Source organism: Sphingomonas gei (assembly GCF_004792685.1).
Lineage (GTDB): Bacteria > Pseudomonadota > Alphaproteobacteria > Sphingomonadales > Sphingomonadaceae > Sphingomonas > Sphingomonas gei.
Genome location: NZ_SRXT01000007.1, coordinates 243,491 through 266,454, shown reverse-complemented (window position 1 = coordinate 266,454; position 22,964 = coordinate 243,491). Strand labels below are relative to the sequence as shown.

16 protein-coding genes are annotated in these 22,964 nt (G+C 65.4%); 9 read left to right on the top strand and 7 right to left on the bottom strand.

Annotated elements, in window-relative coordinates:
- Nucleotides 1-239 precede the first annotated feature (239 nt).
- On the top strand, nt 240-1,526 hold the full coding sequence (locus tag E5A73_RS18275) for an MFS transporter (RefSeq protein ID WP_135965275.1): 1,287 nt from the start codon (nt 240-242) through the stop codon (nt 1,524-1,526).
- 504 nt (nt 1,527-2,030) lie between these two features.
- On the opposite strand, the gene E5A73_RS18270 is transcribed toward E5A73_RS18275, so the two are convergent.
- The 3 genes from E5A73_RS18270 to E5A73_RS18260 form a co-directional block, all read right to left on the bottom strand.
- The gene (locus E5A73_RS18270; RefSeq protein WP_135965274.1) at nt 2,031-2,417 is read right to left on the bottom strand and encodes a response regulator; all 387 of its coding nucleotides are present in this window, start codon (nt 2,415-2,417) and stop codon (nt 2,031-2,033) included.
- A 67-nt stretch (nt 2,418-2,484) separates the two neighbouring features.
- Complete coding sequence (locus E5A73_RS18265; protein ID WP_135965273.1) at nt 2,485-4,941, bottom strand: tetratricopeptide repeat protein; 2,457 nt, start codon at nt 4,939-4,941, stop codon at nt 2,485-2,487.
- Nucleotides 4,938-6,053, bottom strand: a complete 1,116-nt coding sequence (locus tag E5A73_RS18260; RefSeq protein ID WP_240700255.1) for a putative bifunctional diguanylate cyclase/phosphodiesterase — start codon at nt 6,051-6,053, stop codon at nt 4,938-4,940. The genes E5A73_RS18265 and E5A73_RS18260 overlap by 4 nt, the downstream gene beginning before the upstream one ends.
- A gap of 764 nt (nt 6,054-6,817) precedes the next feature.
- Between E5A73_RS18260 and E5A73_RS18255 the strand changes: the two genes are divergently transcribed.
- Nucleotides 6,818-8,134: a UDP-glucose dehydrogenase family protein gene (locus tag E5A73_RS18255; protein WP_135965272.1), complete on the top strand. Its 1,317-nt coding sequence runs from the start codon at nt 6,818-6,820 to the stop codon at nt 8,132-8,134.
- Between the two features lie 3 nt (nt 8,135-8,137).
- Here E5A73_RS18255 and rfbB read toward each other — a convergent pair whose 3' ends face one another.
- Together rfbB and rfbA are read right to left on the bottom strand one after the other, a co-directional pair.
- On the bottom strand, nt 8,138-9,199 hold the full coding sequence (gene rfbB, locus E5A73_RS18250; protein ID WP_135965271.1) for a dTDP-glucose 4,6-dehydratase: 1,062 nt from the start codon (nt 9,197-9,199) through the stop codon (nt 8,138-8,140).
- Nucleotides 9,196-10,128, bottom strand: a complete 933-nt coding sequence (rfbA, locus tag E5A73_RS18245; protein WP_135965270.1) for a glucose-1-phosphate thymidylyltransferase RfbA — start codon at nt 10,126-10,128, stop codon at nt 9,196-9,198. Before rfbA ends, rfbB begins: the two co-directional genes overlap by 4 nt.
- 128 nt (nt 10,129-10,256) lie before the next feature.
- On the opposite strand from rfbA, the gene cysD reads away from it, so the two are divergent.
- From cysD to E5A73_RS18225, 4 genes are all read left to right on the top strand, one after another.
- Nucleotides 10,257-11,162: a sulfate adenylyltransferase subunit CysD gene (cysD, locus tag E5A73_RS18240; RefSeq protein ID WP_135965269.1), complete on the top strand. Its 906-nt coding sequence runs from the start codon at nt 10,257-10,259 to the stop codon at nt 11,160-11,162.
- Nucleotides 11,159-13,072 (top strand): sulfate adenylyltransferase subunit CysN, encoded by a 1,914-nt coding sequence (gene cysN / locus E5A73_RS18235; protein ID WP_135965268.1) that lies wholly within the window; start codon nt 11,159-11,161, stop codon nt 13,070-13,072. The genes cysD and cysN overlap by 4 nt, the downstream gene beginning before the upstream one ends.
- Entirely contained in the window at nt 13,069-13,788 is a 720-nt protein-coding gene (locus E5A73_RS18230) for a 3'(2'),5'-bisphosphate nucleotidase CysQ (RefSeq protein WP_135965267.1), read from the top strand. The genes cysN and E5A73_RS18230 overlap by 4 nt, the downstream gene beginning before the upstream one ends.
- A gap of 386 nt (nt 13,789-14,174) precedes the next feature.
- Nucleotides 14,175-15,317: an SET domain-containing protein gene (locus tag E5A73_RS18225; protein ID WP_135965266.1), complete on the top strand. Its 1,143-nt coding sequence runs from the start codon at nt 14,175-14,177 to the stop codon at nt 15,315-15,317.
- Nucleotides 15,318-15,464: 147 nt separating this feature from the next.
- Here E5A73_RS18225 and E5A73_RS18220 read toward each other — a convergent pair whose 3' ends face one another.
- Both E5A73_RS18220 and E5A73_RS18215 read right to left on the bottom strand, forming a co-directional pair.
- Entirely contained in the window at nt 15,465-17,303 is a 1,839-nt protein-coding gene (locus E5A73_RS18220; protein WP_135965265.1) for an ATP-binding protein, read from the bottom strand.
- Entirely contained in the window at nt 17,303-19,150 is a 1,848-nt protein-coding gene (locus E5A73_RS18215) for a GGDEF/EAL domain-containing response regulator (protein ID WP_420822587.1), read from the bottom strand. The genes E5A73_RS18220 and E5A73_RS18215 overlap by 1 nt, the downstream gene beginning before the upstream one ends.
- A 353-nt stretch (nt 19,151-19,503) precedes the next feature.
- On the opposite strand from E5A73_RS18215, the gene E5A73_RS18210 reads away from it, so the two are divergent.
- The 3 genes from E5A73_RS18210 (at nt 19,504) to E5A73_RS18200 (ending at nt 22,956) form a co-directional block, all read left to right on the top strand.
- Entirely contained in the window at nt 19,504-20,376 is an 873-nt protein-coding gene (locus E5A73_RS18210) for an HpcH/HpaI aldolase/citrate lyase family protein (RefSeq protein WP_135965264.1), read from the top strand.
- Between the two features lie 73 nt (nt 20,377-20,449).
- Complete coding sequence (locus E5A73_RS18205; RefSeq protein WP_135965263.1) at nt 20,450-22,597, top strand: PAS domain-containing sensor histidine kinase; 2,148 nt, start codon at nt 20,450-20,452, stop codon at nt 22,595-22,597.
- Nucleotides 22,594-22,956, top strand: a complete 363-nt coding sequence (locus tag E5A73_RS18200) for a response regulator (protein WP_135965262.1) — start codon at nt 22,594-22,596, stop codon at nt 22,954-22,956. The genes E5A73_RS18205 and E5A73_RS18200 overlap by 4 nt, the downstream gene beginning before the upstream one ends.
- Nucleotides 22,957-22,964: the final 8 nt, after the last annotated feature.

Here is a 22,964-nt window from a genome sequence, read left to right as displayed (position 1 = left end):
CCGCTTTCAACCCTGTTGACGCGGTAGCAAACCGTGCTCCTGCGAAAGCAGGAGTCCAGTGTCACGCAGGACAGCAATCGTGGCTCTGGGCTCCTGCTTTCGCAGGAGCACGATGAATCCGCGATCTCCACTGGGGTGGAGCGGCCGGCATCCCTGTGCCGGTCGAGGCGCCCCGTCTGCCAAGGTGGTTCCCTCTGTACCACTTCCCGGCAGGCGGGGCGCCGCTATAGTGCGCCGCGATGGCATCCTCGGCACCTGCCCGCGCGTCCCGCCTGCGATCGATCCTCGGCGGATCGGCGGGCAATCTCGTCGAATGGTATGATTGGTACGCCTATTCGGCGTTCACGCTCTATTTCGCGCCGCATTTCTTCCCCGAGGGGGACCGGACCGCGCAGCAGCTCAACGCCGCCGCCGTGTTTGCCGTCGGCTTCCTGATGCGGCCGATCGGCGGCTGGCTGATGGGCGTCTATGGTGACCGCCACGGGCGCAAGGCGGGGCTGACCCTGTCGGTGACCTTGATGTGTGCGGGCTCGCTGATCATCGCGCTGACCCCGGGATATGAGACGATCGGCGCGGCGGCGCCGGTGATGCTGGTGCTCGCGCGGTTGCTCCAGGGGCTTTCGGTCGGCGGCGAATATGGCGCGAGCGCGACCTACCTTTCCGAGATGGCCGGCAAGAAGCATCGCGGCTTCTTCTCGAGCTTCCAATATGTGACGCTGATCTCGGGCCAGTTGGTCGCCTTGCTCGTGCTGCTGGTGCTGCAGGCGACCTTGCGCGAGGCCGATCTCGACGCCTGGGGCTGGCGCATCCCGTTCGCGATCGGCGGCGCACTGGCGGTCGTGGTGTTCTGGCTGCGGCGGCGGCTGGCCGAAACCGAGAGCTTCGAGAATGCGCGCGGCGAAGGACGGCGCTCCGGGCTGCTCGCCTTGTTCCGCGAGCATCCGCGCGAGGCGGCAGTGGTGATGCTGCTCACTGCGGGCGGCACGCTCGCTTTCTACGCTTATTCGATCTACCTCCAGAAATTCCTCGTCAACACCGCGGGCTTCGACCGGGCGACGGCTTCGCAGATCAACGCCGCAGCCTTGTTCGGCTTCATGCTGATCCAGCCGCTGGCGGGGGCATTGTCCGACCGGATCGGGCGCAAGCCGCTGATGGTCGGCTTCGGGGTGCTGGGCGTGCTGCTGACCTGGCCGATCTTCACGACGCTGGAGACGGTGAAGAGCCCGTTCACGGCATTTCTGATCATGTTCGGCGCGCTGGTGATCGTCACCGGCTACACCTCGATCAACGCAGTGGTGAAGGCCGAGCTGTTTCCTGCGCACATCCGCACCCTCGGCGTGGCGCTACCCTATGCGCTGGCGAACGCGCTGTTCGGGGGAACCGCCGAATATATCGCCTTCCGGTTCAAGGACGCCGGCTGGGAACGCGGCTTCTATTGGTATGTCACCGCAATGATCGCGATTTCGCTGATTACCTATCTGAAGATGCGCGACACTGCGAAGCATTCCCGGATCGTGGAGGATTAGAGCGTGATTCAAGAGATCTGAATCTGTTCCCCGGCGAAGGCCGGGGCCCAGGCTCGACGAATCCGACGCGCTGGACTGTCCTCCCGACATCATCGCAGCTGGGCTCGAGTCGAGGTCCTCGTTCGCGGGTACTTGCAATGTTGGATTTCGTCTGCTTGCCTACGCCGGCCGGCCCTCCGTCCGCCCTTTGACATCGTCGGAACCATCGATCGCGAGTCAACGCACAGCCGCGCACAAATGACCCTCGTGCCGCGTAGGTGCCGCGTAGGTGCCGCGTAGGTGCCGCGTAGGTGCCGCGTAGGTGCCGCGTAGGTGCCGCGTAGGTGCCGCGTAGGTGCCGCGTAGGCGGCGTGAAGCTGCGCGCCGAGTCAACCGGTATCCAGATTTTATACAAAGATAATAATAACTTAGCGAGTCAACTCGCTCGCAAAAAAACGCCCAGCAAGTCAACCGCCGCGCAGCAGACCCCGGTCTGTGCGACTTTTGCCGCCCGGAGAGGGGCGTTCAGGCCAGGATGCCGCCGCTGCGGCTGGCCAGCACCCGGCCGATCGAATCGAACAGCGCGTCCATCGCCACCGGCTTGAACAGCACGTCGTCGGCGCCGAGCGCGAGGCAGCGCTCGCGCAGATCGACTGCGGTATCTGCAGTGACCACGACGATCGGCAGGTCGGCCTTCTCGTCGCCGCGCGCACGAATGCGGCGGATCGTCTCGAAGCCGTCGGTGCCGGGCATGCGCAGATCGACGAGGATAACGTCGAAATTCTCGGCGTCGATCCTTTCGAGACCTTCCTCGGCCCAGCTCGCCTCGGCCATGGTTGCGCCGGCCACGTCGAGCATGTCCTTCACAACCCGACGGTTCATCGGATCGTCCTCGATGAACAGGATGTTCATGGCGTGCCGCCGCAAGGGACGGAATGAATTTCTGCGACCGTTTTTATCATATTAGTGTGCTATCGTCCTAAGCCGCCTGGGACACAAGACGGCGGCCGGCCCCGGGGTCCGAATTTTCTTCCGGATCCTGGACGACCGCCGCGACGAGCGCCGCACCCGAAACCGGCTTTACAACGATGTTGCCGACCCCCGTTGCGAGAAGCTGCGCCCTCATCTCGGCGTCGGGATTGATCCACAGGACCGTGCAGTGGCCCGGCGCGACGGCCGCGGCGAGCACTTCCAGGGTTTCCATCGGATCGCTGTCGCTCGCCTTGAGCGTCGCCTCGTCTACCAGGAGGTGCGTGGTGACGGCATCGGCGATCAGCGCATGCGCTTCCTCCGCGCTGCCGGCAAAGCGCAGCGAGGCGAGCCGCGGCTCGAGCAGGGTGCGCAGCATGCTGCGCGCAATCGGATTGCGGTCGAGGATCACCATTGCGACGCCGCTGCGCGCCATGCCGGTGCCGATGTCGACCGGCGCCTCGGCGAGGACGAGCGGCAAATCCACCGTGAAGGACGTGCCTTGCCCTTCGATGCTCTCGACCATGATCTCACCGCCCAGCGCGCGGGCGAGATTGCGGCAGATCGTGAGGCCGAGGCCGGTACCGCCGAATTTCCGGGTCGTCCCTGCGTCGACCTGGCGGAAGGATTCGAAGACCTGCTCGAACTTGTCGGCGGGGATGCCGATTCCGGTGTCGCTGACGACGAGGCGGAGGCGCCGCGCCACGCCCTCTCCTTCCGCCACGGCGCGCAGCGTGACGCTGCCGCGCTCGGTGAACTTGATTGCATTGGACAGGAGATTGAACACGATCTGGCGGAGACGTCCCGCGTCGCTGACGATCCAGTTTGGCGCATGGCTGAGCTCGAGGCGGAAGCCGAGCCCCTTGCCACGTGCCTGTTCGTCCCACAGCCGGGTGACTTCCCGCAGCGTCGCGCACAGGTCCACCGGCGCCGCGTCGACCGTGAGATTGCCCGTCTCCATCTTGGCGACGTCGAGGATGTCGTCGACGAGGCTGCGCATCGTCACGCCGGCGCCGTGAACGATCTCGATGCGGTCGCGGGTAGCCGGGTCGAGCTTCGCATCGGCGAGCATCACTTGAGTCATGCCGAGGATGCCGTTGAGCGGGGTGCGGATTTCGTGGCTGGTGGTGGCGAGGAACTCGGTCTTGGCCTGCAATGCCTTTTCGAGCGCGGCGTTGGTATCGCCGAGGACGATGTTGGTCGCCCGGATCTGGTTGCGGCTGCGCCGCAGCGTGATCAGTCCGAAGCTGAGCAAGGCGATGATGACGAGCGTCGCGCCGCCGATGCTGAGCAGCAAGGTGAGCCGGAAGGCGGCGGTCCGGCGCGCTTCCTCGGCCTTGAGCGTCTGGATCCGCGCCTGCTGCTCGGCGGAGTCGAAGCGAGCAGCCATCAGGGCGGCGCCGGTGGTGGTGGCGACCTTGTTGGCTTCGTCATCGAGCCGCTTCATCGCCTGAAGGTGCGCCAGCGCGAGCTTCGATGCCCCGGAATCGCGTAAAATATCATAAGCGAAGGAATGCGAGATGCGGAAATCGCCGGTGGTCATGGTCAGATCCACCCCGGCGAAGCACTCGGTGATCAACCGAAGTGCCTGCGCCTTGTCGCCTCGATCCGAGGCCAGCCTCGCGGCGGTGGCGAGCAGATGGCGGCGCAAGAGATCGGAATCGGCGTCTTCGACGAGCTTGAAGCCCCGCGCCAAGGTATGATCGGCAGCTTCGAAATGCTTGAGCTCGACCTGATTGCGCGCGAGGTTCACCAGGATGCGCGCTTCGAGCAACGGCTTTTCCAGCTGTCGAGCAATAGCCAACGCGGCTTCATACTCCTTCTCGGCCTCCGCCCTGCCATGATCGACGCGCGTGAGGACATTGCCGCGGCTGTTGTGGAGCGACAGCGAGAGCGCCGGGTCGCCATCATAAAGTTCGGATGCCTGGCGATAATATTGCTGCGCGCGATTGTCGTCGTTCGCGATGCCGTAGAGAGCGCCGATGTTCTGAAGCGCAATCGCCTGGCTTCGCGGCTCGCGCACCGAACCGAAGACGCGAAACGCTTCCTGATATCGCGTCAATGCCTTCACGGCGTCGTCGGCCTGCATGTAGAAGGCGCCCTGCGACATCAGCAGATCGCCGCGGAGCTTGATCGGTTCGGCTATCCCCTCAATGAGGCGAAGACTGTCGTCGAGAAGCGGCTTGGCGCGCTCGGCCGCATTGCTGCGCAAATAGGCCTCGGCGCCGAGCCATCGGGCAGTGGCGAGTGCCAGCGCGCGCTGCCGGGGATCCGGAATTCGGCGCGCCAGCGCATCGATCAGTTGAACGTGGCGCAGCGTCTGGGCTTGGTCGGCCATCATGCTGCTTTTGGCAGCATCGATCTGCGCCGCGAGCGGCTTGGGGAAGTCGGGCTCCCGTGCAAATGCCGGTTGGCTCGCAACCAAGGCAAGCGCGACGCCGAGTGCGCGGAGCGCGCCGCGGGTCACGCGCGCTTCCAGAAACTCTCGGGCCGGATGAACGACTGGACGTTTGCCGAACTGGCGAGATGCGCCTCGTCGACAAGGTATTTGCGAAATGCATCGAACCCTAGCGGGCGCGAAAGCAGGTACCCCTGCACCATGTCGCAGCCCATCACGCTGAGCAGCGCCAGCGCCGACGGCGTTTCGACACCCTCGGCGGTGACTTCCATTTCAAGTGCATGGGCAAGGTCGATCGTCGAGCGGACGATCAGCGGATCGCGATTGCTGGAGGTCAGCTGCATCACGAACATCTTGTCGATCTTCAGCTCTTTGGCCGGCAGCCGCTTGAGATAGGCAAGCGAAGACAGCCCTGCCCCGTAATCGTCGATCGCAAGCTGGACCCCGATATCGGCGAAGGTCTGGAGATGCTGGATCGCGCTGTCCGGATCGCGGATCACTGCGGTCTCGGTAATCTCGAAACCGAGCTTTGCGCCGCTCGTCGAGACGATGGCGCAGGCCTCCCTCACGAACTCGGCGTCGGCGAGCAGCATGCCCGAGATGTTGATGAAGAGCGTGAGATCGTGCCCCTCGGCGGCGAGACGCTTCTGATCGGCAATCACTTGGTGCAACGTCCACATCGTCAACGCACCGATCTCGCCGGCCTCCTCGGCCACCGAGATGAAGTCCCCCGGAAGGATCAGCCCGCGCTGCGGGTGCTGCCACCGCACCAGTGCCTCGGCGCTGCTGATCTCCTGCCGGCGCACATGCACCTTGGGTTGATATTGCAGGAACATCTCATTGGCAGCGATGGCCCCGGGAAGCTCGCGCATCAATGTGAGGCGGTCGAAGCTCAGGTCGACACGCGATAGATCGAGCATGACCACGCGCTTTTCGCTGCGCGCCTGCTCGAGCGCCGATTCCGCGGCTTCGGTCAGCCGAACGTCATCGCAATCGTCGCAAGGGGCGGCAGCGACGCCAAACTGCATCTGCAGTTGGTAGGGTTCGCCATCCAGGTCGAACGGTTGCGCGAGCGCAAGGCGCAGCCGTTCGATGTCGGCGGCGCCCATTTCGGGCTTCTCGCGTTCGAACGCTATTTCGACCAGAGCGCGCCCGGCAGTGAGGATTCGAACCTCAGGCAAAAGCGCAGCGATTCGCGCGCCAACATCGAGAATTAGCGTATCGGCCCTCGGCCGGCCGAGGTGACGACGCAGGGTCGCGAAGTTCACAATCTCACATTGGGACAGAATTCGCCAGTATCCGGACTCCCGACGTACGGCCGTTTCACCGAGCTTGGCGAGTTCGTGGCCTGGTTTGCGCAAGTCGGTAGACGTCTGGGCATTACCCCAGACACGCAGATCCGGACCACGGCGCGAACTGATTTCCGCACCGATTCCATTGGCTTCCACGACAGCAGCGTCCGCGCGTGACGCATCATCCCCCATGGACACCGAAGGCTCAGACCCAACCGACATGCCACAACTCCTAGGGCCAGACCCTTGAAGGAACGGTTAAATCCAACGTCGCACCCGGCGCGACACCTGCGCCATCCCGCAGAAATCCTGATTGCGTCGTCATTAATCTGGCTTTAACCACGCTGATTGCGCGCACTGCGCACGATGGGAGATCAATGATGTTCGCGTTTGGCCTTCTTTTCCGCGAAAAGAGCACGGGCGAAGAAATCCGTCCGTTCTGAATTTTCGTCACTTCCGGGCCGGCGGTGAAGCGACTTCAGCAGTGAAGCCGCGCTGACCGGCCCGGACGACTATCGTGAGGCGGCCGGGAGAATCTGGCCGCTTTTTTTGTGCCTGCAGGCTGGCGATCGCCGCTTAGGTGCTGCTGCCCTTGCCCTGCGCCTACGGTTGGGTAAGGGCGCCATGATCTTCACTTCAAAGGGAATCACACCTTGCGCATCGCGATGATCGGCACCGGCTATGTTGGCCTGGTTTCCGGCGCCTGCTTCTCGGATTTCGGCCACGAGGTCGTTTGCGTCGACAAGGACGCCCGCAAGATCGAACTTCTCCACCAGAACGTGATGCCGATCTACGAGCCCGGGCTGGCCGAGTTGGTCGCGTCGAACGTCAAAGCGGGCCGCCTTTCTTTCACCACCGACCTTGCAGAGGGCGTGAGAGATGCGGATGCCGTATTCATTGCCGTCGGCACGCCCAGCCGCCGCGGCGATGGCCATGCCGACCTCTCTTATGTCTATGCCGCCGCGCGCGAGATTGCGGAGAACCTGACGGGCCCCAGCGTGATCGTCACCAAATCCACCGTGCCTGTAGGCACCGGCGACGAAGTCGAGCGGATCATCGCGGAGGTCGCGCCGACCAGCGGGGCGAAGGTAGTCTCCAACCCCGAGTTCCTCCGCGAGGGCGCGGCAATCGAGGACTTCAAGCGCCCCGACCGCGTAGTCGTCGGCACCGACGACGAGGACGCGCGGCAGGTAATGCGCGATATCTATCGACCGCTCTCGCTCAATCAGGGCGCCCCGCTGCTGTTCACCGGGCGACGCACCTCGGAGCTCATCAAATATGCCGCGAACGCCTTCCTTGCGGTCAAGATCACCTTCATCAACGAGATCGCCGATCTGTGCGAGAGCGTCGGTGCCGATGTCCAGGAGGTCTCGCGCGGGATCGGCATGGACAATCGCATTGGCGGCAAGTTCCTCCACGCCGGCCCAGGCTATGGCGGATCATGCTTCCCCAAGGATACGCTGGCGCTGCTCAAGACCGCGGCCGATAACGAGACGCCGCTGCGTATCGTCGAGGCGACGGTGCAGGTGAACGACAATCGCAAGCGCGCGATGGGCCGCAAAGTCATCAAGGCAATGGGCGGGGATGCCCACGGCAAGACCGTGGCTGTGCTCGGCCTCACCTTCAAACCCAACACCGATGACATGCGCGACGCGCCGAGCTTGTCGGTGATCGCGGCGCTGCAGGACGCCGGCGCGACGGTGCGCGCCTACGACCCTGAGGGTGTCGAGCAAGCGCGACCGATGCTGCCGGGCGTCGAGTTCAGCGCGAGCCCCTACGCTGCCGCCGAGGGTGCCGACGCACTGGTGATCGTCACCGAATGGGACGAGTTCCGGGCGCTCGATCTGGGCCGGATGGCGAAGACGCTGCGGACCCCGCTGCTGGTCGACCTGCGCAACATCTATCCGGCCGCCGAGGCCGAGCGTGCCGGCCTGGAGTTGGTGAGCGTAGGCAAGCCTAGAAAGGGCTGAACTTCAGGCGACCCTTCCGAGCCGCTCGCCGCCATAGCTCGACGCACGGATCGGTTCCCACCACCAGCGATTGGCGAGATACCAGTCGATAGTCCTGGCGAGGCCGGAATCGAAGGTCTCACGGCGTCGCCACGCGAGTTCGGATTCCGCTTTGGCAGAATCGATCGCATAACGACGGTCGTGGCCGGGCCGGTCGGTGACGAACTCGATCAGCAAACGACGCGGCGTTCCATCGGGCAGCGGCGTGCGGCCGTCCAATATGTCGCAGATCGTCTCGACGACGCCGAGATTGGTCCGCTCGGCGCGCCCGCCGAGCAGATACGTTTCGCCGACGCGTCCCTCCGTCATCACCTGCTCGAGCGCTTCGGCATGATCGTCGACATAGAGCCAATCGCGGACATTCTCGCCACGGCCGTACACCGGCAACTTCCTGCCTTCGATCGCATTGAGGATCGTCAAGGGAATCAGCTTCTCGGGGAAGTGCCAGGGCCCGTAATTGTTCGAGCAGTTGGAGAGCACCACCGGCAGGCCATAGGTCTCGTGCCAGGCCCGGACGAAATGGTCAGAGGCTGCCTTCGACGCCGAATAGGGCGAAGAGGGAGCGTAAGGCGTTGTCTCCGTGAAGACCCCGCTATCGAAGGGAAGATCGCCGAACACTTCGTCGGTGGAAACGTGGTGGAAGCGGAAATGCTCGCGCGCGCGCGCTGGCAGTGTGCGCCAATGCGCGAGCGCGGCGTCGAGCAGCCGCACCGTGCCGACGACATTGGTCTCGACGAACGCCGCCGGGGAATCGATCGAGCGATCGACGTGCGTTTCCGCCGCAAGGTGCATGATGCCCTGAAGCTGCTCGTCGTGCAGGAGGCGGAGCACCGTCTCAGTGTCGGCGATGTCGGCTTCGACAAAGCAGAAATTGGATTCACCCTCCACATCGCGAAGCGAGGCGCGGTTGCCGGCGTAGGTTAGCTTATCGAGGCAAACGACGTGATATCCGCGCCCCACGAGCCTGCGACACACCGCCGAGCCGATGAACCCGGCCCCGCCAGTGACCAATACGCGCCGGATCATGCCGCGTCCTGCACGCAACGGCGCAGATAATCGGCATAGCCGGTCTTGCCCATCAAATCGGCGCGATCGAGCATCTCGGCGGCACTTAGATAACCGAGATCAAAGGCGATCTCCTCCGGGCAAGCGATCTTGATGCCCTGGCGGTGCTCGATCGTGCGGACGAACGCGCCCGCCTCGTGCAGGCTGTCATGCGTACCGGTGTCCAGCCAGGCATAGCCGCGGCCAAGGCGATTGACGGTCAAGTCGCCGCGATCGAGATAGGTGCGGATCACATCGGTGATTTCGAGTTCGCCGCGCGGGGACGGCTTCAGGGTGCGGGCGATCCCGGTCACGTCCCGGTCGAAGAAATACAGGCCGGTGACCGCCCAGCGCGAAGCCGGATCGGCGGGCTTCTCGACGATGCTGGTGGCGCGCCCCGTCTCCGCTTCGAAGCTCACAACGCCATAGCGTTCGGGATCCTCGACCTGATAGGCGAACACGGTCGCGCCACCCCCCGTCGCCGCGGTGGCGGCCATATGGCCCTTGGCGCCCATCGCGTCGCCGTGGAAGATATTGTCGCCGAGGATCAAAGCCGCGGGCCCGCCGCCGAGGAATTCCTCGCCGATCAAAAAGGCCTGGGCGAGCCCCTCGGGCTCGGCCTGGATCGCGTAGACCAAGTTGATTCCGAAAGCCGCGCCGGTGCCGAGCAGCGCCTGGAACATCGGCAGATCACGCGGGGTGGAAATGATCAAAATGTCGCGAATGCCCGCGAGCATCATCACCGAGAGGGGATAATAGATCATCGGCTTGTCGAACACCGGCAGCAATTGCTTCGAGATCGACAGCGTCGCCGGATAGAGCCGCGTGCCCGATCCGCCGGCGAGGATAATGCCTTTGACGCCATGCGGCTCGGGCCGGCGATCATCGCTGCGGCGATATTGAGCTGACAATTTTTCTTCTCCGCTCCGAATTAGGAACGCCTCGCAAGCAAGGCCCCTGCCGCCTACATCCAGATTGTCGAATAGCGGCAGAAGGTTCACGAAGCTTTAGCCGTGCAGAGCGTGCCAATGGGATCTGAATGCCTTTCTCCCCCCTGACCCATCTCCAGCGCCTCGAGGCCGAGAGCATCCACATCCTGCGCGAAGTGGTCGCCGAGGCCGAGCGCCCGGTGATGCTCTATTCGATCGGCAAGGACAGCGCGGTGATGCTGCACCTCGCCAGGAAAGCCTTTTATCCGGCGCCGCCGCCCTTCGCCCTGCTCCATGTCGACACGACGTGGAAGTTCAAGGCGATGTACGAGCTGCGCGACAGGGCCGCGCGTGCCGCGGGAATGGAATTGCTCGTCTACCGCAATCCCGATGCGCTGGCGCAGGGGATCAATCCGTTCGACCATGGCAGCCTGCACACCGATCTGTGGAAGACCGAGGGGCTCAAGCAGGCACTCGATCTTTATGGCTTCGATGCGGCGTTCGGCGGCGCGCGGCGCGATGAGGAAAAGAGCCGTGCCAAGGAGCGGGTCTTCTCGTTCCGCACTGCCTCGCACCGCTGGGACCCAAAGAGCCAGCGCCCCGAGCTCTGGCACCTTTACAATGCCCGGAAAGCCAAAGGCGAGAGCATGCGGGTGTTCCCGATCTCGAATTGGACCGAGCTCGACATCTGGCAATATATCCGCGCCGAAGGAATCGAGATCGTGCCGCTCTATTTCGCCGCGCCGCGCCCGACGGTGGAGCGCGATGGACTGATCCTCATGGTCGACGACGATCGCTTCCAACTGCAGCCCGGCGAGACGCCAGTCGAGCGCTCGGTGCGCTTTCGCACCTTGGGCTGCTATCCGCTTACCGGGGCGGTAGAGAGCGAGGCCGCCACCCTTGAGGAGGTCATCCAGGAGATGCTGCTCACCACCACTTCCGAGCGCCAGGGCCGCGCGATCGACCACGACCAGACGGCGAGCATGGAGAAGAAGAAGCAGGAGGGCTATTTTTGACTTCCTATCGTCCCGACGCGCTGATCGCGTCCGATATCTCGGCGTATCTGACGCTGCACCAGAACAAGTCGCTGCTGCGGTTCATCACCTGCGGTTCGGTTGACGACGGAAAATCCACGCTTATCGGGCGCTTGCTGTACGATACGAAGATGATTTTCGAGGACCAGCTGGCTAGCCTGAAGGCCGACAGCAAGCGTGTCGGCACCCAAGGGCAGGAGATCGACTTTGCCCTATTAGTCGACGGACTTGCCGCCGAGCGCGAGCAAGGTATCACTATTGATGTCGCCTATCGCTTCTTTTCCACAGAAAAACGCAAGTTCATCGTCGCCGATACGCCGGGCCATGAGCAATATACTCGCAATATGGTCACCGGCGCATCGACCGCGGATCTTGCGGTGATCTTGATCGATGCTCGAAAAGGCGTGCTGACACAGACGCGTAGGCATTCGTATCTTGCGCATCTGCTCGGGATCCGGCGGATCGTGCTGGCGGTGAACAAGATGGACCTGATCGGCTACGATCAGCTAGCCTATGAAGCGATCGTAGACGACTATCGCGCGTTCGCAAAATCGATTGGAATTCAGGACTTTACGCCGATTCCACTCTCGGGATTCAAGGGCGACAACATCACTGGATCGTCCGGGAATACGCCGTGGTACGCCGGGCCCGCATTGCTGGAACATCTGGAACAAGTAGACGTCGAAGTTGACACCGACCGCGCCCGGCCGTTCCGGCTTCCGGTGCAGTGGGTGAACCGGCCGAACCTCGACTTTCGCGGCTTTGCCGGTTTGATCGCGAGCGGCGCGGTCAAACCCGGTGACGCGGTGCGAATCCTGCCGTCGGGGCGGACCACCACCGTGGCGCGGATCGTGGCGATGGACGGCGACCGCGACCTGGCCGGCGCCGGAGAATCGGTGACGCTGACGCTCGCCGACGAAGTCGACTGCTCGCGCGGCGACGTCATCGCCGCCGCCGACGAACCGCCGCAGGTCGCCGACCAGTTCAAGGCGACGATCGTCTGGATGGACCAGGCCGAACTGCTGCCGGGCCGCGCCTATTGGCTCAAGCTCGGCACCCAGACGGTGAGCGCCACGGTGCGCGAGCCCGAGCACACGATCGACGTCAACACGCTGGCCAATGCGCCGGCCAAGACGCTCAGGCTCAACGATATCGGCGTGGCCGAAATCGCCGCCGACCGCGGCATCGTGTTCGAACCCTATGCCGACAGCCACGATCTCGGCGGGTTCATCCTGATCGACAAGGCGACCAACGCCACCGTTGCCGCGGGGATGCTGCACCACGCGCTGCGCCGCGCGCAGAACGTCCATTGGCAGGCGATCGAGATCACCCGCGACGCGCATGCCGCGCAAAAGGGCCAGCAGCCGCGATTGTTGTGGTTCACCGGGCTCTCAGGCTCGGGCAAGTCGACGATCGCCAATCTGGTCGAGAAGAAGCTCCACGCGATGGGCAAGCACAGCTTCCTGCTCGATGGCGACAATGTCCGCCACGGACTCAACCGCGACCTGGGCTTCACCGATGCAGACCGCGTCGAGAATATCCGCCGGGTCGGCGAAGTCGCGCGGCTGATGACCGATGCCGGGCTGATCGTGCTGACTGCGTTCATCTCGCCGTTCCGCGCCGAGCGCGAGATGGTCCGCGCGATGCTGCCGACGGGGGATTTCTTCGAGATCTTCATCGACACTCCGATCGCCGAGGCCGAGCGGCGCGACCCCAAAGGCCTGTATCGCAAGGCGCGCGCCGGCGAGATCGCCAACTTTACGGGCATATCGAGCCCCTATGAGGCGCCCGAACGGCCGGAGATCCAAGTCGACACGACCAGGGAAACGCCCGAGGAGGCAGCCGAGCGGATCGTCGAGACGATCATGGGAACGTGGAGCCCGGTAATTTGACCGACGCCGAACTTGCCCGCGACATCGCTGCCGAGGCGGGTGCGCTGCTGCTACGGATCCAGGACGAATGCGCGGGGGGCGATCGCGGCGACCGCGAGGCCAATGTGCTGATCCTCGAACGGCTGCGCGCGGCGCGGTCCGAGGATGCGGTGCTTTCGGAGGAATCGGCGGACGATCTCGCGCGGCTGGAGCGCAGCCGGGTGTGGATCGTCGACCCGCTCGACGGAACCCGCGAGTTCGCCGAGCGGCGGGAGGATTGGGCAGTGCATGTGGCACTCGCGGTGGACGGGCGCGCGGAGGCCGGCGCGGTGGCGCTGCCACGGCTGGGACTCACCTTGTCGAGCAATGTGCCGCCGCCGCTCGCCAAGCCGCAGAACCCGCCGCGGCTGCTGGTCAGCCGGACGCGACCGAGCGCCTTGTGCATGGATGTTGCCGGGCGGATCGGCGCGGTATCTGTCGGGATGGGATCGGCGGGCGCCAAGGCGATGGCAGTGGTGCGCGGCGCGGCCGAGATCTACCTGCATAGCGGCGGCCAGCACCAATGGGACAATTGCGCGCCGGTCGCGGTGGCGCTGGCGGCAGGGCTGCACGCCTCGCGGATCGATGGATCGCCGATCGTGTATAACGGCCGCGCGACGGAGATACCCGATCTGCTGATCTGCCGGAAGGAATGGGCGGATACGGTGCTGGCGGCGGTGCGGGATTGCGGACGCTAGAGTAGGAATCACCCCGGCCGTTCGCCCTGAGCCTGTCGAAGGGCAGGAGCCGCAAGCGGTCCGCAGGTGGATAGCCGCCCTTCGATAGGCTCACGGCGAACGGAAAAAGAAGCGCTCCCGTCGTATCAAAACGGGCTACCGCATTTCCAAAGTCAGCTTGGAGAATTGTCCCCGGCTTAAGCCGGGGTCCAAGTTCGGCGAGCCCGGCAAGCTGAGACCATCCTCTCGGAGGTCATTGCGACTGGGCCCCGGCCTTCGCCGGGGAACAATTTCAAACAGATCACGGTCCGACACGCCTGATGAGTCGCGACTCGCGGAGTCGCCACGAGTCGCGCGTGGACGCGAGTCGCCCGACATGGTAAACGCCGCGTTGGGGAGGGGCGGAATTGGGGCTCGGAATCTGGTTCGTGCTGGCGATCGGGCTGAGCTTTTCGGGCTATGCCGTGTATCTGCTCGGGCTTCGCCGCCAGACCGTCCGGCCCAATCGCGCCTCGTGGCTGATCTGGGCCGCGGCGACTTCGCTCGAAGCGCTGACCTATGCCGCGGTGAACCCCGATGCGCCGCAAGGCTGGGTGTTCGCGCTCTCCGCGGTGGCTTGCATCGCAGTGACCCTCGCGATCTGGCGGCGCTCGGCCTGGGCACCGCCCTCGCCGACCGAGACCTTCTGCATCGCCGCATCGCTGACTGCGTTGCTGCTCTGGCTCGTGTTTCGCGAAGCGTTCTGGGCGCACATGCTGGTGGTCGCGGCGGTGCCCGTGAGTTTCTGGCCGACATGGGCGAGCGTGTGGGCTGATCGATCACGCGAGCGTTCGCCCGCATGGGGGCTGTGGACCTTCGGCGATCTCGCGACTCTGTTGATCGCAGTGCGCGGCGCAGAGCTAGGGCTGGCGGAGCTCGGTTATATCCTGGTGGAATTGCTCTGCCACGCCAGCGTCTGGTTCCTGATCGGGCTGGCGACGATCAACCCGGTGCGCGCGTTCGGCGTCCGCCGCGGCGGCCTGCGCATTTTCGACCGTTACCGGCCTTCGAACAATCTCTTCAAAGTCGGTGACAACCATCTCGGCAAGGCCGTGTTCGCCGCTGCCTCGTTCGCGGAGGGGGACATCCTGCTCGAATTCACCGGGCGACGGCTGCCCGCGCACCGGGTGCCCAGCCTGATGCGGGGACGCGGCGACCGTTTCGTCCAGGTGGCGCCCGATCATTATATGGGGCCGTCGGGGCAGCTCGACGACCTGGTCAATCACAGCTGCGCCCCCAATGCCGGGCTGCGCTTCACCGAAGACGGGGTGTTCCTCGTCGCGGTGCGCGCGATCGATCCGGGCGAGGAGATCGCCTGGGATTATTCGACCACGCTCAGGGAATCGAACTGGCACATGCTGTGCCGGTGCGAGGCACCCGAATGCCGGCGGGTGATCGGCGACTTCGATACGCTGGATGCAGAGCGACAGGAGTGGTTCCGGGGGCGCAATCTGGTGGCGCCCTATCTGCGGCGGCGGGATGAGGTGGGGGCAAAGCGGGCGGCGGGTTAATATCCGCAATCCTCCCTCGCGAAGCGGGGGGAGGTGGCGCCAAAGGCGACGGAGGGGCCTGGCCGCAAGCGCTCCGCCCGTGGAGAGGCCCCCTCCACCAGCTTCGCTGGTCCCCCTCCCCCGCTTCGCGAGGGAGGATTTTGGAAATCAGGCCGCCAGTTCCTCGGCCGCCGCCGCCGCGCCCAAGGTCAGCACCGCGCGGGCGCCCCGACCTTTGCCGTCGCTTTGCAAGTCCAGCGTCCCTTCCATCGCGAGCATCGAATTGGCGCACCAATGCAGGCCCAGCCCGCCCGATTTATGCGCGCGCGTCGAGAAGCCGCGCTGGAAGAGAGTCGCCGCGGTCGCCGGATCGAAGCCTTCGCCATCGTCGCGGATGACGATCTCGGTACGTTCGTCCTTTTGCTGGACCAGGACCGCGATGCTGCCCCCGCCCCTGCCAGCGGCGGCTATCGCCTCGGCAGCATTGGCGAAGAGATTGCCGACAACCTGACTCAGGATCACGCGATTTGCGCGCACCAGATGCGGTTTCGACGGAAAGCTGAAGGCGATCGAGTTCTCCCCCGAATAGCGGGCGATGGTGGCATTCTGTGCGACGATCTCGCTGATGTCGCACGTCGCCAGCGCCGGGCGTTCGTTGGCCGCTTCCTGTTGCGCGCCGATGATCTCGAGCACCTGGCGCAGCGCGGCCCGGCCGATCCCGAGCTGATCGCGGCGATCGGCGCGCTCGCGCTCGGCGGCCTCGAGCGCGGCGGCCAGGAAAGCGAGGAGCTTGCCGTGACGCTCGGCCGGCAATGCGGGGTCGGCGAGTTCGGCAAGTGCCTTGTCGATCACTGCCCGGTCGATCGCGGCGGGGCGCTCCAGCCCCTGGCTGAGCACCGTCGTCACCGGGTTGAGCGCGTTGCGGACATTGTGCATTACCGCGACCGCGCTTTCGCTGCGGCCCAGCGTGAAGCCCTGGACCTCGACGCGCTCACGCAGGTCCTTCAATTGGCGGAGCATCGAATTGAAGCCGGTGACGAGGCTGCCGATCTCGTCGTCGCGCGAATGTTCGGTGAGCAGGCCGAGGTCGCCCGAGTTGCGAACCAAACCCATGTGACGCTCGACCCGGTGGAGCGGCTGGAGCACCAGCCGGGTGATCATCCGGCGCAACACGAGCAAAACCACCGCCAGCAGCAGCGACGATCCGAGTACCGCAAGGATCAGCATGCGCTTGCCGAGCGTCGAGAGATCGCGCGGGACGCTGTACGCCGCAGTGGCGACGGCGCGTCCGCCGGGCCCCGCTATCGGCACTGCGATGCGCGTGCGCGAAGGACTGGGGGTGACGATGACTTCACCGGCCGGCGCCGCGATGCTCGCCTTTAGCTGGAGCAACATGCTCAGCTGGCCCGCAGTGACGGTGCGCGCCATCAGCACATAGCCGCGCGGCACACCGCTGCCGTCGCTGCGCCGGACGCGGGCGATGCCGATCGCGGCGAGCGTATCGCCGAGCTTGAGATAGAAGCCCGCCGAGCTGCGGCCATGCAGCGCGGCTTCGAAATCGAGCTGCTTGATCGCCGCGGCGAGCGCGTCGCGCATCGCGGGTTGCTCGGCTTTGCGGGCGAGATCGATCCAGCGGGCGATCACCATCGTGCGATCGGGGCGGACATACGCCATGCCGTCCATGTCGAGATTGGCCATCGCCAGCGTCGAGAAGCTCTCTTCCTCGAACGCGCGGCTGGGCGCCGCCATATAATCCCACGACGCATTCCAGTCGCCATAATCGCGCACGGCATTCTCGACCTTGATCGCGAGATCCTCGACCACGGCGCGGGTGCGGGCGACATGCGCGGCGACGGCATCGCGCTCGAGCCGATTGAAGTTCGGGGTGATGACGGCGGCGAGCAGCAAGGTCAGCGCAGTCGCGCCGAGCAGTCCGACCCCGGTGAGTATCAGCACGAGCTTGGCGCCGAGCGACCGCGGCAGGCGCAATCGCGCCGCGATTGCCATCAGCCGCCGGTCCCGGTGCCTGCGACCTCCGGCTCCGGAACGCGAACAGGCGCCAGGCTACCGTTTTCGGCGAGCAGCAGCGCTTCCTCGGCATCGACCGGGCGCGACAAATGAAAGCCCTGCATATGGCTGCATCCGGCAACGCGCAGCGCTTCGAGCTGGGCCGCGGTCTCGACGCCCTCGGCGACGACTTCCATGCCGAGCGCGCGGCCGAGATGGATCACCGAATGGACGATCGCGGCCGATTCGCGCTCGCGGCCCATGCCGTCGACGAAGCTGCGGTCGATCTTCAGGCAATCGAGCGCGAAGCGGCGGATATTGTAGAGCGACGAATAGCCGGTGCCGAAATCGTCGAGCGCGATGCGGAAGCCCATCTGGCGCAGCTTGAACAGGATCTCCGCGGCGCGCTCGGCATTGTCGAAGATCGCGGTCTCGGTGATCTCGATCTGGAAGCGGCCGGGATCGACTCCGGCGCTGGCGACACGCTCGACGACGTGCCCGACGAAATTGTGCCGGCGAAACTGGCGCGGACTGAAATTGACCGAGACATATTGGCGGGGCCAGCTTTTCAGCGCGGCAAGCGCTTCGTCGATCACCCAGTCGCCGAGTTCGTGGATCAGGTTCGAGTCCTCGGCGATCGGGATGAACATCGCCGGCGGGACCATGCCATATTCGGGGCTGCACCAGCGGATCAGCGCTTCGAACCCGGCGATGTTCAGATCGCGGCCGACGATCGGCTGGAAGACCAATTTGAGTTCGCCCTTGGCGATCGCTTCGGACAGGCCGGTTTCGATCTGGCGGCGGAAGCGGATCGATTCGTCCATGCTCTCGTCGAACAGCCGGACGCAGCCGCGGCCCTGGCGCTTGGCTTCGTTGAGCGCGAGATCGGCGCGGCGCATGACGTCGATCGGATCGCCGATGCTGCCGGGCTCGACCAGGATCAGCCCGATCGAGGCGCCTGCCTGGACCGAATGGCCGAATACCCTGACGCTGGTGGTCACGGATTTGAGCAGGCGTTCGCAGCGCATCACCGCATCGTCCTCGCCGGTCACCTCGATCAGCACCGCGAATTCGTCGCCACCGATGCGGGCGACGAAGCCGTCGCGGAAACTGGTCTGGAGCACATTGCAGACGATGCGGAGCAGTTCGTCGCCGGCGAGGTGGCCGAGCGTATCGTTGACCAGCTTGAAGCGGTCGAGATCGACCATCGCCATCGCGAAGCAATGCTGGCCCTTCACCGCCTGGCCGAGCGCGTGGAGGAAGGCGAGGCGATTGGGGGCGTCGGTCAAGGAATCGTGGTTCGCCATGTGGATGGCGCGCGATTCGTTGGCGGCGAGTTCGAGCTTCTGCTCCTCGAGCTGGGCGATCGCGTGCTTCAGGTCGAGATCGACTTTCCAGCGCTGGGCGAGCGCGGTCGCGGTCTGGAGGACTTCCTCGGCCTGGAACGGCTTGGCGATGTAGAAGATCTTGTCGGCGGGGCCGGCGGCGCGGCTGATCTCCACCGGCGAGAAATCGGAATAGCCCGTGACGATGACGAGGTTGATGTCGGGATCGAGCGCGCGGATGCGCCGGGCGGTTTCCTTGCCGTCGATGCCGGGGGGCATGCGGACGTCGATAAAGGCGACCGAATAGCGCGCGCCGGTTTCGAGCGATTCCGCCACCGCGGCGACGGCGTCCACGCCTTGCATCCGGTGATCGCAGGCGAAGGCGAGTGCGGGCTCGGCAGGCGCTTTTTCGCCGAACAATTCGGCCGCCATTGCGCCGAGCGTCCCGGAATCGGGCACGGCGAAGCACTGGCGATAGGAATCATGCATCGCCGGCTCGTCGTCCACGATCAGAATGCGCAACTGCCTGTTCCCCACATGCGTGTCCGGACAAGGTAACCGATCAGCGTTAACGGCTGGTAAAAACACCCCGCCGTGCGAGAGCGGCGAACGTCGGGATGGTTAACGCGGTAATATCCCGTATCGGACTTCTCCCGGGCGGACGGCGCCGGATCGCATGCCTAGAGAGGCCGTGCGGATGCCGCCGTCTCCCAGCGGCTCTGCCTGTTTGCTTTGCCTCCCTCCTCCCCCCGGGGAGCGGCATCGCATGGGAGCAAGCCGGAGCCGCCGGACCTTCCGCGGCTTCGGCTTGAGCTCCTCCCGGTTTACCCGCGGCGCTGCCCGCTCTAGGTCTTGCCCGATAAACCGGAGGATCCATGGCCGACCCGCTGATTGCACGCTCCCTGCTGTTCGCGCCGGGGGATTCGGAGCGCAAGCTGACCAAGGCCGGCGGCAGCGGCGCCGATCTCGTGCTGCTCGACCTCGAAGACGCGGTGGCGCCGGCCAACAAGGCAGTGGCGCGGACCTTGGTCGCGGCGCATTTGCGCAGTTCCGAGCGGGCGCAGCCTTTATGGGTTCGGATCAATCCGCTCGACAGCGAGCATGCCCTTGCCGACCTTGCCGCGATCGTGCCGGGACGGCCCGACGGGATCATGCTCCCCAAGGCGACGCGCGCCGAGGCCGAACGGCTCCACCATTATCTGACCGCGCTCGAAGCCGCCGCCGGCCTGCCGATCGGCGAAATCCGCACCATCGTCGTCGCGACCGAGACCGCGCCTGCCTTGTTCGGGCTCGGCGATTATGCCGGCTGCCCGCGCCTCGCCGCGCTGACCTGGGGCGCGGAGGACAGCGCGACCGCGCTCGGCGCGACCGACAATCGCGACGAGCATGGCGAATACGACTTCCCCTACCAGCTGTTCCGCGCGCTCGCGCTCGCCGGCGCGGCGGCGGCGAGCGTCGCGCCGATCGAGACGATCCATGGCGACTTCCGCGATCTCGACGGCCTCGCCAAGGTCGCCGCCAAGGCACGGCGGGCGGGGTTTCGCGGGATGCTGGCGATCCACCCCGATCAGGTGCCGGTGATCAACCGCGCCTTCTCGCCTTCCGAAGCCGAGATCGAGCGCGCCGAACGGATCGTCGCGGCGTTCGACGCGAACCCCGGCGCGGGCACGATCGGGCTCGACGGCGCGATGCTCGACATGCCGCATCTGAAGCGCGCCCGGGCGGTGCTCGCCATGCCGCGGAGCTGAGGGGTTACGGTTGGAATTTCCACAGGTTAGAGGTACGATAACGGGACACGGAGTTGGGGGTGCGTACCAAAGGATGAGCGAGGCCGAGCCCGGGCACGAACCGCTGCCGGTTGGCGAGGACGAGTTCCGCATGATCGCCGACAGCGCGCCGGTGGTGGTGTGGGTGACGCGGCTCGATCGCACCCGCAGCTTCATCAACCGCGCCTATCTGGCATTTCTCGATGTCCCTTATGACGAGGCGCTGGTGTTCGACTGGCGCCGGGTGATCCATCCCGACGACGCCGCGCGGCTGATCGCGCAGTCGATCGCCGGCGAGGCGAGCATGGACACCTTCGATCTCGAAGGCCGCTATCGCAACGCCAAGGGCGAGTGGCGCTGGCTGCACTCGACTTCCTCGCCGCGCCGCGACACCCAGGGCCGGCACATCGGCTTCATCGGCGTCGCGCACGACATCACCGAAGCCAAGGAGGCCGAGCTTTCGCTGCGCGACAGCGAAGCGCAGCTCTCGGCATTCATCAGCCAGTCGACCGCTGGCTTCGCGCAGGTCGACCTCGAAGGGCGTTTCGTGTTGGTCAATGAGCGGTTCTGCGAGATCGCCGGGTGGAGCCGCGACGAACTGATGGGGATGCGGATGCTCGACATCACGCACCCTGACGACCGCGCGCGCAACCTGCCGCTGTTCGACCGCGCCGTGGCCGAGGGCACGTCCTACACCCACGAGAAACGCTATATCCGCAAGGACGGCGGCATCGTCTGGGTCAACAATTCGGTCTCGGTGATCCGGCGCCCCGATGGCGAGCCGTTCGGCGTGCTCTCGGTAACGCTCGACGTCACCCAGCGTCGCGAGGCCGAAGCACAGATGCGCAAGAGCGAGGAGAGCCTTCGCCTCGCCACCGAAAGCGCCGGCATGGCGAGCTGGGAACTCGATCTCGAGACGATGCAAGGCGAATGGTCGGCCAATCGCTTCGATCTGCTCGGGATGCCGCGACGCGACGACGGCCGAGGGTCGATCGACGAATGGCTCGAACGCGTGCATCCCGACGACCGCGAGAGCGTGCGTGCGGCGGCACAGCGCTGCTTCGACACCGGCGAACCCTATACGATCGAATATCGCGTGTGCCGCGCCGATACCAATGAAGAGCGCTGGCTGCAGAGCCATGGCAGCCGGATCGACTATAGCGACGATCGTCCCAGCCGCTTCGTCGGCGTGTCGTTCGACGTCACCGACCGCAAGCGCGCCGAAGACGAGCTCCGCGCGAGCGAGGCGCGGTTCCGCACGATCTTCGAGCAGGCCAACGACTTCCTGATCACCACCACGCTCGATCAGAAGATCACCTCGGTGAACCCGGCGGTGCTCGCCGCGCTGGGCTATAGCGAAGACGAGATAGTCGGTGCGTCGATAGCCGACTTCATGGCCCCGGATCAGCTGGCGCTCGCGCTCGACGCGTTCAACCAGAAGATGCGCGAGGGCGGGAGCACGCGACTGACCGTAACCGTACGCGCGCGGGACGGGCGAGCGCTGATCTGGGAGATCAACTCGCGCCTGACCACCGACGCGGACGGCAAACCCACCGGGCTCCACGCGATCGGGCGCGACGTCACCGAGGCCCGCCGCGCCGAAGCGCATCTGCGGCTGCTCGTCGACGAGCTCAACCATCGCGTGAAGAACACATTGGCGATCGTCCAGGGCATCGCCCAGCAGAGCTTCAAGGGCGTGACCGATCCCGCGATCGCCCGGAATGCGTTCGAGGGTCGGCTGGCGGCGCTTTCGGAGGCACATAATCTGCTCACCCGTGAGCATTGGGGCGCCGTGTCGATGGCACAGATCATCGGCGACGCAGTCGCCCCGCACGGCCGCGACGCCGGCCGGCTCGAACTCGACGGCCCCGATCTGCCGTTGTTGCCCAAGACCGCGATCAGCCTCGCGCTCGCCATCCACGAGCTCGCGACCAATGCCGTCAAGCACGGCGCGCTGTCGCAGCCCGACGGGCGCGTGCGCATCCACTGGGCCAAGACGGAGGCCGAGGGCCGCGCGCGTCTGTTGCTGGTGTGGGAGGAGCGCGGCGGACCGGAAGTGATAACGCCGACGCGGCGGGGCTTCGGCACGCGCATGATCGAACGCGGCCTCGCCGCAGAGCTGAGCGGCACGGTGCGGATCGAATTCCGCCCCCAAGGCCTGGTCTGCACGGTCGACGCGCCGCTGCCGGAAGGAGCCGAATGAGCGAATATGCAGGGCTTCGCGTGCTCGTCGTCGAGGACGAGCCGGTCGTGGCGATGTGCCTCGAGGATATATTGGAGAGCCTGGGGTGCGAGACGGTCGGCCCCGCCGGCCGGCTTGCGGAAGGGCTTGCGCTCGCCGAACGCGAGGATATCGGCGCGGCTATCCTCGACATCAACCTTGCCGGCGAACGCAGCACGCCGATTGCCGAGGCATTGCTCCGGCGCGGCGTGCCCATCGCCTTTGCCAGCGGCTATGGCGCGGTGCCCGAAGGATTCGAGACGGTGCCGCTGATCGAGAAGCCGTATCGCGAGGCCGATATCGACGCGGCGCTGCGGGGACTGCTGAACGGCGCGGAGTAGGCGCGGGC

Excerpts from the sequence above, each read along its gene's own strand:
- E5A73_RS18275 (WP_135965275.1), top strand. The coding sequence starts at position 240 with ATGGCATCCTCGGCACCTGCCCGCGCGTCCCGCCTGCGATCGATCCTC.
- E5A73_RS18270 (WP_135965274.1), bottom strand. The coding sequence starts at position 2,417 with ATGAACATCCTGTTCATCGAGGACGATCCGATGAACCGTCGGGTTGTG.
- rfbB (WP_135965271.1), bottom strand. The coding sequence starts at position 9,199 with ATGATCCGGCGCGTATTGGTCACTGGCGGGGCCGGGTTCATCGGCTCG.
- cysD (WP_135965269.1), top strand. The coding sequence starts at position 10,257 with ATGCCTTTCTCCCCCCTGACCCATCTCCAGCGCCTCGAGGCCGAGAGC.
- E5A73_RS18220 (WP_135965265.1), bottom strand. The coding sequence starts at position 17,303 with ATGGCAATCGCGGCGCGATTGCGCCTGCCGCGGTCGCTCGGCGCCAAG.
- E5A73_RS18210 (WP_135965264.1), top strand. The coding sequence starts at position 19,504 with ATGGCCGACCCGCTGATTGCACGCTCCCTGCTGTTCGCGCCGGGGGAT.
- E5A73_RS18205 (WP_135965263.1), top strand. The coding sequence starts at position 20,450 with ATGAGCGAGGCCGAGCCCGGGCACGAACCGCTGCCGGTTGGCGAGGAC.
- E5A73_RS18200 (WP_135965262.1), top strand. The coding sequence starts at position 22,594 with ATGAGCGAATATGCAGGGCTTCGCGTGCTCGTCGTCGAGGACGAGCCG.